This window comes from Vagococcus lutrae, from assembly GCF_003987555.1.
Classification (GTDB): domain Bacteria; phylum Bacillota; class Bacilli; order Lactobacillales; family Vagococcaceae; genus Vagococcus_A; species Vagococcus_A lutrae.
On the sequence record NZ_NGJW01000010.1, the window covers coordinates 21,591 to 35,805 of the forward strand.

Here is a 14,215-nt window from a genome sequence, read left to right on the forward strand (position 1 = left end):
AATATCTACTCCTCTTTCTTAAATTAGGTCGCCACTAGCCTTTTACAGCACCCGCAACTAACCCTTTAACCATGTACTTCTGAAATGAAAAGAATAATATAATCATAGGTAACATCCCAACAATTGAAATCGTATTAATTAACGACCAGTCATATGAAAGCTCACCTAAGTAACGCATAGAGACTCCCGCTGATAGCGTTCTTAATGAATCTGTCTGTATCAGTGTTGCGGCATGAAGATAATCATCCCATGTCATTAAAAATGAATAAATACCAACGGCTACCATTCCTGGGGTCACTAATGGCATGACGACTTTAAATAATATACCCATTCTTCCTGCTCCATCAATGTAAGCAGACTCTTCGATTGCTTTAGGAATACTATCAAAAAAGCTGGCCATTAAAATGGAAGAAAATGGCAACATAGCAGCGATCAGAGCAAAAATCAACCCAATAGTTGTATCTAATAAATGGACTTTCCCCATCAAACCGTATAGCGAAATCATACGACTCACTATCGGAAACATTTGAGAAGAAAGTAAAGCAATCATGACTAAACGATTCCATTTAAATTTAAAGCGGGATAATGCGTAACCAGTAAATATCGCTAAAAACGTCGTGACAACAGCTGTGACTCCTGACACAATAAAGTTATTTTTATAGTAGACAAAGAAATCATTATGTTTCGTGATTAAATCACTATATGCTTGAAGCGTTGGCTTTTTAGGTATAAAGGTTGGAGGATACTGGTACGACTCCATATTTGTTTTAAACGATGTAAGTAATACCCAAAAAACTGGTAATAATAAAAACATTAAAATAAGTATCAATACCACATATTTTAAAATTTGACCTAATCTTTTTTTGTTCTTCATGTTTTCTTCTCCTAATCATCGATTTTCATTAAATGATTATATACAAATACTACGACAACCATTAGAAGCATCCAGATGGTGGTAATAGCTGCTCCTGATCCTAAGTTGTTTGAGACAAATGCTTCGCGATAACTAAACACAGCTAACGTAGAAGTTGAGTTATTAGGACCACCGCCTGTCATCGTCCAAACAAGAGGGAACTGTTTAAAGTTTTCAATAATCGCCATTGACATTGTTACGTTAATAACACTTTTCATTGATGGAATAATGATTCTGAAAAACTTCGTCGCCGATCCAGCTCCATCTACTGTTGCTGCTTCCAGCATTTCTTCAGGAACATTTTGTAAACCTGCCAATAACAGTAGTGTTGTCAACGGAATTTGTTTCCACAAAGCTGCGATACTAACACCTAAGAGTGCTAGTTGTGGATCATTTAGGACAGCTAAATCATTAACAGCTCCTAAAGTCAGCACACTAACGACGTATTTCATCAGTCCATATTGAGGTTGGAATATCCACATCCAAATCAAAGCGGAAATAACAGTCGGCACTACCCATGGCACCATCATGATACTTCTTAAAAAGCGAGCCCCTTTTATTTTAGAGTTTAATATAAGTGCTAATGCCATTCCTAAAACAAACTGTAAAAAAACAACAAATATCACAAATAAGAAGGTAATGATAATCGAACGCATTAATTTGTCATTTTCAAATAGCTTTAAATAGTTAGCAAAATTATTCCACTCAGGAGCTTGACCAGAGATGATATGTTTCGCTCGATAATCCATGAAACTTTTAATAATCGAATCCACTACCGGAACTAAAATAAATATAACGGTCATTAATATAGTAGGTATTAATAAAATAAATGAAAACACTTTGTCTCCTGTTTCTCTTCTCATAGGAGGAGCTTTAAATGTTTGCTTTAAAAAATTCATATAGTTAACCTTTCCTTTCTCTAGATCAATTGCTACTTAATTCTTAAGACAATAACGATTGAAACACTAAACAATAAATCTCCTCCTAATCATTCACTGCTGCGTTGATATTATTGTTCTAGTAATTCTTTATTGACTTTTAAGTAGTCGTTGACTGCTTTATCAATTGGCGTATTGCTAACAGTCACAGCTTGCACCAATGTACATAGTTCTAAATTCAAATCATCCATACCTGCTACTTGTGGTGTTGCTTTTGCTGTTTCTAACGAGTCAGCTGCACCTTGAAGAATAGGACTCTCTACAACTCCAGGCATATCAGCCATTGATTTTTTAACAGGAAAAGCTGGCGTGATATTCGTCATATAATCTTCTAAGTTTTCTTTTGAAATTAAAAATTCTACAAATTCTCTCGTGCCTTCTTTGCGTTCGTCACCGTTATCTTTTAGGATAAAAACTTGTTCTTGAATAATTGATTCTCCTTCACCACTCCCACCTTTTAAAGGAGCTGCAGAGGCTGTAAAATCAACAGCTTTATCATTAATACTTCGAACACCATTGAATCCCCAAGATTGGTCGTAATACATAGCTAACTGTCCTAAAGCAAACAAGTTACGTAAGTCTTTTAATTTCGCATTTTGCGGATTATAACCTTTTTCATCTAATTCTTCCAGCATATTTATTGTCTCTTTTAATTCTTTAGTGTCCTGATTTAATGTGCCGTCATCATTTAGAATATGGCCGCCAAAATTGTATACCATCGCTGTTAGAGATGAACCAGAAATTGGAACAGACGCAGTTGTTTGGCCAAATGGATATATTTTATTACCATCATCTGTTTTCAGTTTAGAAATTACTTCAGCTGCTTCTAACATTTCCTCATAAGTTGTTGGGGGATTATCTGGATCTAAACCTGCTTTTTCAAAGATATCTTTGTTGTAGTACAATAGGTACGGTGACATATATAGTGGTACTGCATAAATGTCATCACCAATTTTATTCGCTTCTAAAGCGTTATCATAAAAATCATCTAAAAACTCATCTGATAAAATATCTGTAATAGGTGTAGCTAATCCTGCATCTTCATAAGTTGGTACCCAACTACCTTCCGCAAAAACAATATCTACAGGATCTCCACCGCCTGCCATATTGATAACTTGATTAGTAATTTCACCGTATGGAGCTGTTACCCACTCAATGTTATATTCTGGATGTTTTTCTTCAAATTTTTTCTCAATACTTTCCCAATATTCGGTATACCCAGATTCTAATAACGCATAGTTAGCAATTTTAATTGTCACAGGTTCATCTTTAGAAGCTTTTGCTTCTTCTTTTTTTGATGAGCAACCTACCATTGTTAGCGTCAACGCTGTAGCCATTAACATGAAAATCTTTTTCTTCATTATTGTTTCCTCCTTAATTTTCACATGTACACTCGTGTGTATCTTTTTCAAAAAAAATATTTTATTGGTGAAAGTACGCTTGCTATCAACCCCTTTTCTTCTAAAACGCTTTCATTGTATGGAAAATGATAAGACTAGTTTCTTGTACTAGTCTTTCATAATCTACCCTAAACGCTTTCTCGTATAATCAATTGAGGCGCGAATTCCACACGACCTGGTTCTTCATCCTCTTCGATCATACCATACAACATATCAAATGCGGCTTGACCAATTTTACTTTGTTCCATCGCGACAGTTGTTAAAGTTGGCGTGATAAACTGACTTAATGCCGAATTATCAAAGCCGATTATTGCGATATCTTTCGGCACATCAAACCCCATCTCTTGAACAGCCTTCATGCTTATACAAGCTAAGTTATCATTCCTAGCACAAATTGCATCAACTCTATTGCCTTCTGCAAGATACGTTTGAATCTTTTGTACGACTTCATCTTGTGTATGACAGCCAGAAATAATACTCGTTTCATCTATTTTTTGATTCAAAGATGACATTTCTTCGACAAAACCTCGATAACGTAAATCCTCGATACTACTAAAGTTCCCTCGTTTACTATAACGGTCTATGTAAATAATATCTTTGCGACCTTGGTCAACTAAATAACGCACAGAATTTTTAGTTCCATGATATAAACCTGTACCAATTAACCCAACACCTGAGATATTTTTATATTCTCGTGTGTGCAATAACACAACGGGAATATTAGCATCCAAAAAATCTTGAATACAGGATTCTTTAAAACTAATCGAACTAATGATAATCCCATCATATTGCCTACTAATAATTTGCTGAACAAAATCAGGTGTATTACGATTAGCACACAATGAAATCATATATCCCTGCTCATAGGCATGCTTCTCTATTTCTTTAACCAAACCACTAAAATGTTCATTTTCAATACGGTCAGCGATAAAAACAATATGATTACTTTTTTTACCTTGTAACGTCCTAGCTGCATAATTAGGTAAATAATTTAATTCTTTGATTGCCGCTAACACTCTTTTTTTCTTTTCTTTATCAACATAACGATTATTATTAACGACATATGAAACAATTGTCTCACTAACACCCGCTCGTTTCGCTACATCTGAGCGTGTTACTCTTTTTTTCTTGCTCATATTTTCTCCCCTAAGCTTTACTATCATTTCTACTCATTACTAACCTCAATTAAGTAAATAATAACCTTGGCATGTTAGCACGCACACTTTAAACAGTTGCGCGACCTTACATACACTCGTGTGTACTTAAGTTGGCTTAATCTTATCACTGAATTTATTTTCCGTCAACACTCTTTTTCAAAATAGCCATTATCTTTTTTAAATCAAGATATATTCACAAACGCATATATATAAATTTCATGTATCTTGTTTTGTGTTTTTGTCACCTTAATAATCTCTTAAATCGCTCTATATCAACTGTTTTTATTTTTAAAAAAAGTGTCTGCCAAGTGATTAATTGGTCACTTGACAGACACTCTTATTGTTTTTGTGATTTTTTTAGACAAAAGGTTCTTTTTCTTTTTCTGTTAATACTTCGTTCATTCTGCCGGTTTGATAACTGCGACAATCAAGCGTTACATATTGAAAACCGATGTTTTCTAATTTTCCATTTATTATATCTCTGAATTTCAATGTTTTTAATAAATCTTTTTCTGAAATTTCAATTCTCGCAAGTTTCCCGTGAACTCTAACACGTACAGGTGATAGTCCTAATTCTCTCAGATATTTTTCACTTTTAAATACCATTTCCACATCTTCTTTAGTTAGTCTTGTTCCATAAGGAAAACGAGAAGCGACACTACATGATGATGCTTTATTCCATACTGGTAAATCTAGCTGTTTTGCCAACTCTCGAACGTCTGACTTATAAAATTTGTGTTCTTGTAAGAGACTACGAATCTCTTCTTCGGTTCTTGCTTTTAATCCAGGGCGAAAATCACTCAGGTCATCCATAATCATACCATCTAAAACAGTTAAAAATCCTCGTTCATGACTCACATTTTTTATCGATTGATACATTAATTTTTTACTATGATACCAACTATCTGGACCATTTGCGGCAATTTCTTCATTTGCCAGTTCTGAGATAGCAACTGTCACACTTTGTGCACCTAAGTTTTCAGCCAAAACCCTAGCCTGTAAGTACTCATCATCGGCTACCAAATCTGAATTTATAATCACTGCTAAAACATTCTCTTTACCTAATGTGTCCAATGCTAATTTGAGTGTTAGCGTACTATCTATCCCTCCTGAAAAAGCAATACTCACCTTTTCTAAGCTTTTTAGTGTTTCTGTAAGTTCATTATGTTTCTCACTTAGTGTTAACATGATCAATAGACACCTTTCCTGCTATGATATCGAGACAATATGTTTGGACAGTACTATATACCTGATGAAATGGAATATTTGTCTCCAGAGCTTGCTTTTTCACACATTCATATTCTGGTACAGCCTTGATAATTTTACCTTGCTTAAAACCAACTTTAATATCGATCTTCCCGAAAGGAGACAGATAGGTGATAATTTTTCTGTCTAATATCGTTCGGTTGACCTCACGCTTTCTAATACCAAATGTACTTGTAAAAAGCAATAAATAATCTTCTATTTCTGTAACAGAATCAGCCGTAACTAACGTAGACAACAAGACAGCCGGTCGATTCTTTTTCATGTGTACAGGTGTGTAATAAACATCCAGGACACCTTTTTTTGCTACTAACTGTTCTAACACATGACCTAAATGCTCCCCTGTCATGTCATCTAATTGACATTCAAGCATGTATATCAGCTTTTTTTTTTAAGCAGTATGGTTCGTAAAACATTAGGATGATCAAATGTACTTGTTCCGGCTCCGTAACCAATTTTTATCATTTCACATTGAGGAATCGTCGTAAATTTATCTACTAAGACTTTAGCAAACGCTGCACCCGTAGGCGTTGTCAGCTCACCTTTTGCAGAAAATCCTGATAGCGGGACACCAATTAAGATTTCTGATGTCGCGGGGGCTGGAATAGGATATAAGCCATGAGCCATTTTCAACATGCCGTCTCCCGTTGGTATCTCACTACATAGAATCTCGTCAACCTCTAAAGATTCTAACGCTAAGCAAACACCAATAATATCGATAATTGAATCCATTGCGCCTACTTCATGAAAGTGGACATCCTCTATTGACATGCCGTGAATTTGTGCTTCAGCTCTGGCGATTTCTTTGAAAATATCGCCACTTCTTTCTTTAACACGTTTAGGTAATTCACTTTGAGCAATCATCGCTAAAATATCAGACGCTTTGTGATGGCTATGTGTATGATGATGCTCTTTATCATGTGAATCATGATGGTGACTGTGAGTATGATGATGCTCATGATGCTCATGCGTGTGCGAGTGCCCTACTGGATCTGGTCCTTGTTCTTGTGGCTTGTATTCTTCCAATTCATCCTTAAATGTCAGAACTAATTGTTTCGATTGAATCCCTTTTTCATTATGACTACGAACGGCTAAATTGAAACTAGCTATGGGAAGCTTCGATAATTCTGAATAGATAAAATCAATATCTGCTCCTAAATCGATTAGCGAAGCTAAAGTCATATCACCAGAGATACCATATTTACTATCTATATATAAAACGCTCATTTTTAATTACTTCCCTTCATTTAATAATTTTAAGATTAAAGCACCTTGGTAAGCAGCACCAAAACCATTGTCAATATTCACAACACTGATTCCTGAAGAACATGACGTTAACATCGCTAACATAGCCGTTACACCATTCAAATTAGCGCCATACCCAACAGATGTTGGCACAGCAATCACCGGCGTTTCAACTAAGCCTGATACAACACTTGGAAGCGCCCCTTCCATACCGGCAACCACCACAAGCACACTCGCTTTTCTCATTTCTTCTGTATATGACAATAATCTACCTAATCCCGCCACACCAACATCATAAATTGGTGTCACTTGGCAACCCATCCATTCAGCAGTAACTCGTGCTTCTTCAGCTGCATATAAGTCGGCAGTTCCTGCACATAATAACGCAATATTTCCTTTCTCTAATGGGCGACACTTTCCAAACGTGTAGATTTGAGCTTCTTCATAATACGTTCCTTCTTGTGGCAAGTGTTCTTTAATTTCATCCCATTTATTTTTAGCCATGCGTGTGATTAATACTTTTTGATGAAAATCGATCAACTTTAACGCAATTTTTACTATTTGCTCCGCAGTTTTATGCTCACCATAAATAACTTCTGGAAACCCTTTTAATTTTTCTCTGTTTAAATCGACTTTACTTATCCCAATATCCTCAAATAACATTTTCTCGTCTCCTTTTTCCTTGTAAGTGTTCTATATCAATAATCTCATCACAAACTTGTTGAAGTAACGCATCATTATGACTAATAACAACTAATCCTATTTTCTTTTTTTTTACCCAGGTCAATAAGTTTTTCCAAATACGAGCTTGGGTAATCGGGTCAAGCATCGCTGTTACTTCATCCGCAATTAAAAACTTAGGTTCGGCGGATAAGACGCGTGCTAAGCAAATTCGTTGTAGCTCTCCTCCAGACAATTCATACAAGTAGCGCGACAACCAGTCTTTTTCGATATTCATTTCTTTCATCAATTCTTCCGACACCTGGGTTTCTTTAGTTAAAACTTTCTTCATCGTCCAAGATGGATTTATTGATTCATCAGGATTTTGACTAACCAATTGGACAGGATTCCTTTTAGTAGTCGTACTGTCATCATTTTCAATATAAATCGCACCTGAAGTAGGTTTTACATGATTGGCTAACAGTTGGCCAAACGTTGTTTTACCTTTTCCACTTGCCCCTCTTAATCCATATATTCTATCCGAGGATAATGTTAAAGATACATCATGAAACAACTCGGACATTCCTGGATAAGAAAAGCAGAGATTTCGGATAATAAGTCGATCATTCATATTTTTCTCCTTTTACACAGATCCTATAAAGTCATGCTGAGGCAATGCTTGCCACATTTCATTAAAAATCGTATCAGTTGTCTGATTTATTTCTTCCAAACTGTATTGTTCTATCTCTTTATTTTCATTAATCATTAAGATACTGTCAGATATTTCAGCGGCCAATTCAAGATCATGTGTAATCATTAAGACAGAAGTCCCTTTTTGACACTGCTCTTTTATTTTATTTACTATCATCTCAGTACTTTTACCATCTAAACCACGCGTTGGTTCATCTAAAATAATGAGTTGACTCGCGGTCAAGAGAGAAAAAGAAAAAAGAATTTTCTTTTTCATTCCTCCCGACAACTGGTGAGGATAGAAATCTTGTATCTTAGCATCTAAACCGACTTGAGATAACATCCTATCAAATGAACTAACTGGTGTATTTAATGCTTGTGCAAAATAATGCCACTGTTTCTTTAAAGGGAGTAACGGATTCAAACATAAAGTGGATTGTGGAATATAACAAATATCTGATGCGGTTAAATCATATCTTTCTTGACGTGTCATTTTTAGTTTCTCATAATAAAAGTCCCCTGTTACCTCGATACCTTTATCCTGATTGCCAACTATTGAATCCGCTACCAAACTTTTTCCAGAACCACTAGAGCCCACAAATGAAACAACTTCTCCTTGATTAATCACAAACCGACTATTTTGAATAATACTTCGTTCATGTTCATGAAAAAAGTTGACTTGTTCAAATGTCCTAATGGTTAAATTTTCTACTTTAAGTCGTTCTTTCTTCACATTGTTCACTAATTAATCCTCCTTCTTAACAAAAAGCATCCGACTAAAACGTTTGCCTATTAAGTTGATGATCATGACACAACTAACGAGTGTTAGCCCTGGATAAAAGGCTAGCCACCAAGATCCGTTTAATAAATGTCCCATTGACTCACTTAGAATGGTACCGATAGCAGGTGTATTACTCGCTAAACCAAATCCTAAAAACGTCATCGATGCTTCATGTAATAGTACATGAGGAAACGTTAATAAAATACTTAATAATACTTGAGGCATAATCAACGGAAGGTAATGATGAGCAACTTGCCAGAGATACCCTTTTCCTAAATTTTTTGAAATTTGTATATACTCTAAATTTTTAATTTGCATCAATTCACTGCGTAACAAACGTGTGATACTGGGCCAATGTGTTAATGCTAAGGCTGTGATGACGCCTTTTACATCCCCACCAGCTAAGAAAGAAATAATAATTAACAACAACATATGAGGAATACTCATCGTTAAATCCAGAATGTAAACAATGACTCGATCAAACGATTGACTCACAACTGAACAGGCACTTAACAAAACGGCTATTCCTGTTGCAAGAACTGCACCTACTAGTCCTATCTTTAAACTTAAACCTAAACCTTTGATTACTCGTAAAAACATACTGCGGCCTAACCAATCCGTTCCAAATAAATATTGGCGGTTGGGAGCTATATTTTTTTGACTTAAATTGACGTCCAAAAGACTCTCTGAAATACTATTAGAATAAAAATACAGCCCACACATAAAAAGTAACATCAGTAGCGTTACAACTAGATAATGAATCTGTTTTCTATAACGAAAATATGTTTCACACAATTTATTTCACCGTCCTTGGATCTAGCTTTAACCTAATATAGTCAGCCAATTGATTGCCTACAAATATCGTGACTGTCATAAATAAAACGATCCCCAACACGAGTGGTATATCTCCTCCCACACCCGCATCCACCGTTAGTTTACCTAATCCAGGATAAGAAAAAACTTGTTCAACTAACATGCTTCCACCAAACACTTCTCCAAATGAAGCAAATTGTAAAACAATGGCTGGTAAAATTGTATTAGGAAGCAACTGTTTAATTTTATTTGACAGTGTTTCCTTTGTATTAACAGTCGAAAATTGATAATAGTCTTTTTTCTTTTCTGCGATAACTTTTTGACGGGTGAACAGCATAATATTAGAACTCGATACAATCGTTAATGTCAGCAACGGGAGTGCAACATGATGCAAACGATCACCTAAACTCACACTTCCATCAATTGATTGTGCCGGACTCGCCAGACTAGTAGGAAACCATCCCAGTGAAACCGAGAAAATCATAATTAATATCATCCCAATCCAAAAAGATGGCGTGGACAAGGTTATATAGCTCAGCACTGAAAAGAATTTATCAAATAAACTCTTTTCAGTAATGCCCGCTAAAAATCCAACGATGTAGCCTACTACACCAGATAAAAACCAACTACCAAACAATAACAAGAAGGAAGCTTGAAAACGTTCAAATATTAATTGAGAAACAGGTATCTGATAAAGAATCGATGTACCTAAATCACCCGATAAAATCATTTTTAACCACAGCAGATACTTCATTATAAAGTGTTGATTGGCATTAAAACGTTCACTAATCAGCGCCGCTTGCTCGTGACTAACGACTAACATTTTACCGCGTATATAACTATCAACAGGATCAATCGGTGACAAATCAATCAGTAACAGCGTCAAAAAACTCGTTCCCAACAAAAGTAACACTAGCATGGTTAGTTTTTTTATTAGCCATTGCTTTTTCCAACTAGTCATTTGATAACGTCCACTCATTAATGAAGTCTGTTATTGCCCAGCCATGTCCATGAGGTTGAATTTTTTGTTCCCCGATATTAAGTTGATCATTCATATAATATAAATGTTGAACATTCACTAACCAAATCCAAGGAACATCCCCTTCTTCGGTCGCAAACCCTTGTTCTCCATCCCATTGAGCTAATTTCCAATATTTATTAGCTTCATCTAGATCACGAGAAGATAAGGCTTTATCAAAATAGTTTTCTACTTGATCATTTTGATAATAGTTAATATTGTACATCCCCTTACCAATAGTCGAGCTATCATAAATATTATACATTTCGATAGGGGTATTACTGCCCCAGCCCATCAGTGTTGGATTCGCATTAAACTCTTTTTCTAAATAGTCCCAGCTCTCACCGATTGTATTCACTGTTATTCCCAGTGGTGCAACCTGTGTTTTAAACGTTAACGCTAATGCTTCTCTAACAGGGTCGCCGGATGGATACAGCAAGTCAATGGTTGCTTCAATTTCTCCTTTAAACAACTTACCGTCCTTATCCCACTCCCAACCATCTTTTTCTAAAATAGCTTTTGCTTTATCTAATTGATTGTCTTCAAACACACTTTTTTCATTCCACCAAGGAAGTTGATCCGCAACCGAAAATGCTCGTGTACCAAATCCATTGAGAACACCACTTACCATCTCGTCACGATCAATGACTATGTTCATTGCTTGCCTGATTGAGCGATTGGCCGTAACGTCATTCCCTACTTTTTTACCATCTCGGGTTGTTTCTTTAATAACAGGTAATGCGATTCCTCGATTATCCACACTATCAAACGTTTGCAAGGTCATTCCTGGTATATCTAAATCGGCATTCTGAGCACTTACAGCTAACACATCTATTTCTTCTTTTTTTGCAGAAGCAATCGCTGTTTCTTCATTTAAGAATAAGAACGTCAGCTTTTTAATTTCTGGTTCCTCGCCGTAATAGTTAGGATTTGGAGTTAAAATAACTTTTTCACCTTTATCCCATTGTTCTAAAATGTAAGGTCCAGTACCTATAGGATGTTGATTATAAGTGTCGCTATAATGTTTTTCAGAAAAAAGGCCCGTTGTAGCTAAGATATGAGCAAACGTTGTATCTGGTTTTTTTAGTTGAAAAACAACATGGGTTTCATCTAGTTTTTCAATTGCTTTAACATTTTGTAAATCAATGATTGAGTTGGCAGCTTTAATGGTTTCAAACGTATAAATAATATCCTCTACTTTAAATGGTGTGTCGTCAGAATATCTCACATCTTCTCTGATCTCAATCGTCCAATTCAACAAGTCCTCACTAATCTCATAGTTGACACCTATATCATTAATTAGATTAAAGTCAGGATCGTATCGAAATAAAGTGCTTTGAAATAACGGGGCGCCATATTTCCCCCAGCCGTTCACAGGATCAAATCCATCTGCAGGCTCATTAGATATCGCTAGTACAAGCTCCTCATTATTTTGATTACTTGTCCCTTCTTCTTTTGCTTGATTATTACTCGAGCATGCCACTTTAACCACAGTAGTAGATACTAATAACATCGCTAATAATTTCTTTTTCATCTAATCCTCTCCTTTAATTCTATAAACTTATCCTATCATTCTTATTCTTTCTTTTATTATTTATTTTACGCAAACGTTTGCTGTAAAATATTCTACTTTTTAGTTGTGTTTTATATTTTTTTGTTTGTTTTACGCAAAAAAAACTATGAATAAACGATAATCGTTTATCCATAGCTAGATATTAACTATTTAGTTTGTTTTGCTTGATTCATTGCTTCTACAAATTTAGCTGCTTCTTTTTGCACACTCGTGTATCCTTCTTGTGCAATGTTTTTTGATAAGGCGCTACCTATACCAACAGCCCACGCACCTGAATGTATCCAATCACTGATGTTAGTAATACCAACACCACCTGATGGCATCATCTCCGCATAAGGAAACGGTCCATGAACATCTTTTATGAAAGAAGGTCCTAACAAACCGCCAGGGAATAATTTTACCACATCGACGCCTGTCTCCATCGCTTGAATAATTTCTGTCACTGTCCCACATCCAGGTAAGTATGGAATCGCATTGCGATGACAAATTTTTGATATCTCAGGATCAAAATGAGGACTGACAACAAATTCTGCCCCTGCTTGAATCGCTTGACTTGCCATTGCTATATCCGTTACTGTTCCTGCACCAATGACAACCTCATTCACATCTTTATACGTGTCTGCTAATTCCTTAATTACCAAACTAGCATTAGGTGTCGAATATGTAATTTCAATATTTTTTATCCCACCCAATACACAGTGATTCGCTATTTCTAATCCATCTTCCTCACTCTTACCTCTCACGACTGCAAAGAGATAATTAGTTTGAAGACGACTTAATATTTTTAGTTTTCGTGCCATTTTATTAAATCCTTTCTATTACGTTTGGCTTTCTTTAATAAAAGCTGCAAGTTCATCATTTGTAGGCAATGCTTCATTATCACTTGCATCTTGAACTTGAATTGCCCCAATAGCGTTCGCATTGGTCAAAGAGTGTTCTAAAGTAAAGTCATTAAGGAGACCATCAATAATTCCTACAGCAAAGCCATCACCGGCACCGACTGTATCCACTATCTCTGACACATGAAAACCAGGCACATGTCCTTTTTTATCTTTCGTTCGGTAATGAGCACCTGACGCTCCGTCTTTCACGATAACGGTTTTTATTCCTTTAGCTAGATAAAATTCCGTTATGTCATCAACAGCATCTAAACCACTCAATAAGCTCGCTTCGCCTAGTCCTGGCAAGAATACATCAGATATACTGGCCAGTTCATTGACAGTTTCAATCATTGTGGCTTGATCTTCCCATAAGCTTGGACGCAAGTTGGGATCAAATGTGATGAGACAGCCCTTTTTCTTCGCTTCTTTAATCATATAAAAACTTGTTTCACGTAAAGATTGACTCAGTGCTGGCGGAATGCCAGTCATATGCAGAACATCAAATAAAGAAAAATCAATTTGTTCTACATCCTCAATCTTCAATGTTGATGCCGCACTCCCTTTACGGTAATACAGTGTATCAGGATCGCCTTTTTTTACTTTGTTCTTATACATGACACCTACCGGTAGCGCTGAATCGCGTATGATTAATTCTGATGCTAACTCTTCTTTTTCTAAATAATTATAAATATACTGTCCCATCGGATCTTGATTTAATTTTGTTAAATAGGAAACATTGTGTCCTAATCTTGATAAGCCTATACCAACATTAACCTCAGCTCCAGCCAGACCTTTACTAAAATGATTCACTTCGGAAAGTGGACCATATTCATCGGCATAAAACATGACCATTGGTTCACCTATTAACATTACTTTTGACATG

15 protein-coding genes are annotated in these 14,215 nt (G+C 35.8%); all 15 read right to left on the reverse strand.

Translation table 11 applies throughout. The features are described from left to right. Positions 1 to 34: 34 nt before the first annotated feature. The 15 genes from CBF33_RS07485 to CBF33_RS07555 all read right to left on the reverse strand — a co-directional run bounded on the left by CBF33_RS07485 (position 35) and on the right by CBF33_RS07555 (position 14,214). Complete coding sequence (locus CBF33_RS07485; protein ID WP_126763000.1) at positions 35 to 874, reverse strand: carbohydrate ABC transporter permease; 840 nt, start codon at positions 872 to 874, stop codon at positions 35 to 37. Between the two features lie 11 nt (positions 875 to 885). Further along, positions 886 to 1,812: a carbohydrate ABC transporter permease gene (locus tag CBF33_RS07490; RefSeq protein WP_211329535.1), complete on the reverse strand. Its 927-nt coding sequence runs from the start codon at positions 1,810 to 1,812 to the stop codon at positions 886 to 888. A 110-nt stretch (positions 1,813 to 1,922) separates the two neighbouring features. Then, a complete protein-coding gene (locus CBF33_RS07495) occupies positions 1,923 to 3,212 on the reverse strand; it encodes an ABC transporter substrate-binding protein (protein WP_126763002.1) in 1,290 nt (429 codons plus the stop codon). 167 nt (positions 3,213 to 3,379) lie between these two features. Beyond that, complete coding sequence (locus tag CBF33_RS07500) at positions 3,380 to 4,387, reverse strand: LacI family DNA-binding transcriptional regulator (protein WP_126763004.1); 1,008 nt, start codon at positions 4,385 to 4,387, stop codon at positions 3,380 to 3,382. 378 nt (positions 4,388 to 4,765) lie between these two features. Next, entirely contained in the window at positions 4,766 to 5,596 is an 831-nt protein-coding gene (larE, locus tag CBF33_RS07505) for an ATP-dependent sacrificial sulfur transferase LarE (protein ID WP_126763006.1), read from the reverse strand. Next, complete coding sequence (gene larC2, locus CBF33_RS09675) at positions 5,580 to 6,044, reverse strand: nickel pincer cofactor biosynthesis protein LarC2 (RefSeq protein ID WP_126763008.1); 465 nt, start codon at positions 6,042 to 6,044, stop codon at positions 5,580 to 5,582. Before larC2 ends, larE begins: the two co-directional genes overlap by 17 nt. A gap of 5 nt (positions 6,045 to 6,049) precedes the next feature. Next, complete coding sequence (gene larC / locus CBF33_RS09680) at positions 6,050 to 6,898, reverse strand: nickel pincer cofactor biosynthesis protein LarC (RefSeq protein ID WP_126763010.1); 849 nt, start codon at positions 6,896 to 6,898, stop codon at positions 6,050 to 6,052. 6 nt (positions 6,899 to 6,904) lie between these two features. Continuing rightward, positions 6,905 to 7,579, reverse strand: coding sequence for a nickel pincer cofactor biosynthesis protein LarB (gene larB, locus CBF33_RS07520; protein WP_126763012.1), 675 nt, complete (start codon positions 7,577 to 7,579; stop codon positions 6,905 to 6,907). Beyond that, positions 7,569 to 8,207 carry an ATP-binding cassette domain-containing protein gene (locus CBF33_RS07525; protein WP_126763015.1) on the reverse strand — a complete coding sequence of 213 codons (639 nt, stop codon included), beginning with the start codon at positions 8,205 to 8,207 and terminating at the stop codon, positions 7,569 to 7,571. The genes larB and CBF33_RS07525 overlap by 11 nt, the downstream gene beginning before the upstream one ends. Before the next feature lie 12 nt (positions 8,208 to 8,219). Next, complete coding sequence (locus tag CBF33_RS07530) at positions 8,220 to 9,008, reverse strand: ATP-binding cassette domain-containing protein (protein WP_126763017.1); 789 nt, start codon at positions 9,006 to 9,008, stop codon at positions 8,220 to 8,222. A 3-nt stretch (positions 9,009 to 9,011) separates the two neighbouring features. Next, entirely contained in the window at positions 9,012 to 9,842 is an 831-nt protein-coding gene (locus CBF33_RS07535; RefSeq protein WP_126763019.1) for an ABC transporter permease, read from the reverse strand. A 1-nt stretch (position 9,843) separates the two neighbouring features. Further along, on the reverse strand, positions 9,844 to 10,821 hold the full coding sequence (locus tag CBF33_RS07540) for an ABC transporter permease (protein WP_170167768.1): 978 nt from the start codon (positions 10,819 to 10,821) through the stop codon (positions 9,844 to 9,846). Then, entirely contained in the window at positions 10,814 to 12,412 is a 1,599-nt protein-coding gene (locus tag CBF33_RS07545) for an ABC transporter substrate-binding protein (protein WP_126763023.1), read from the reverse strand. Before CBF33_RS07545 ends, CBF33_RS07540 begins: the two co-directional genes overlap by 8 nt. A gap of 185 nt (positions 12,413 to 12,597) precedes the next feature. Then, positions 12,598 to 13,233, reverse strand: coding sequence for a bifunctional 2-keto-4-hydroxyglutarate aldolase/2-keto-3-deoxy-6-phosphogluconate aldolase (locus tag CBF33_RS07550; protein WP_211329537.1), 636 nt, complete (start codon positions 13,231 to 13,233; stop codon positions 12,598 to 12,600). A 36-nt stretch (positions 13,234 to 13,269) separates the two neighbouring features. Further along, entirely contained in the window at positions 13,270 to 14,214 is a 945-nt protein-coding gene (locus CBF33_RS07555; protein ID WP_126763028.1) for a sugar kinase, read from the reverse strand. Position 14,215 lies beyond the last annotated feature (1 nt).